Origin of the sequence: Shewanella sp. 10N.286.45.A1 (assembly GCF_041470405.1) — a bacterium.
Taxonomy (GTDB): Bacteria; Pseudomonadota; Gammaproteobacteria; order Enterobacterales; family Shewanellaceae; genus Shewanella.
In genome coordinates this window covers 1-1038 of sequence record NZ_JBFRMK010000418.1, presented here as the reverse complement: position 1 = coordinate 1038, position 1038 = coordinate 1, and the positions used below count along the sequence as shown (strand labels likewise).

Genomic DNA, 1038 nt, shown 5'->3' with positions numbered 1-1038 from the left:
GCCCTTTGGGTTCGTTTCAATTCATTTACTCTTTTATGACTAGCGTGCGTTACGAGCTTTTCGCTTAGCCAGCTAAGCATCATCGCTCAAGCCTTATACTAAAACAATTGAATTCGAACAAAAACTAAGCTCGAAAGATCAACAGCCCCTAAAACATTTTCATAACATTTAATACTTTTGACTGTCCTTAATTAGCTGTTAAATCAACCTTGTAGGCCACAGTAAAAATAATGGCGGCTAAAACCAATACCACTATGCGGGTAATACAACTTCCAAACTAACTAATTTACGCTGTTTGCATATCTAAAAAGGGACAAAAACTAGCTTGGAAATAGACATAATTGTCGATAGTTTTTTACTCACCACTTAAGTGCATGGAGTGTGTTAGAATCCATGCCTATTTAATTTAACTAAGCATATAAGGCAGTGCAATGAACCCTATTCTTGCGATCTTAAAAGAACACAATATCAGTGACGCTCAAATCAGTGAGCTATTCCAGACACTGACAGAAAATCCAATGATGGCAATGGCGACCGTTGGCCAATTAGGGATCCCTGCAGAGAAATTGCAGCAGATGATGGCACTAGTAATGCAGACTCCAACACTCATTAAAGAAGCAGTTCTAGAGCTAGGTTTAGACTTTTCAAAAGTTGAAGCAGCTAAAGCTCAATTACAGCAGTAACAAAAGCGTTTGTGGGAAGAGAGAAATACTCCTTCCCCACATCTATGTTTATCAACTTAAACTCCCCTTCTATCTTCCCAAAAGCTCAATCCAGCGCTTTATTCAGTCACAGGTAAAACTGTTTACTTGATCACACTAATCAAGTCGACTCAGATCTATACTGCCAAACACTTGGCCATTTAACCAAATGACAAAATAATAAAGTCGCATCCCTTCAAGTTTGCAGGAACATTGATATGACAGCAGAACAACAGCGTAAGCTAACCGCTCGCGCAGCAGTGCTAAAGGCACTCGCTCACCCAGTGTAATCACTAGCCAGCCATTGATAATCAGCAACATAACGAGCTAGGAGCTA

General features: G+C 39.8%; 1 protein-coding gene. It reads left to right on the top strand.

Translation table 11 applies throughout. The features are described 5' to 3' along the window. The first annotated feature begins 431 nt into the window (after window positions 1-431). A complete protein-coding gene (locus AB4238_RS22115; protein ID WP_220739584.1) occupies window positions 432-683 on the top strand; it encodes a DUF2999 family protein in 252 nt (83 codons plus the stop codon). Window positions 684-1038 lie beyond the last annotated feature (355 nt).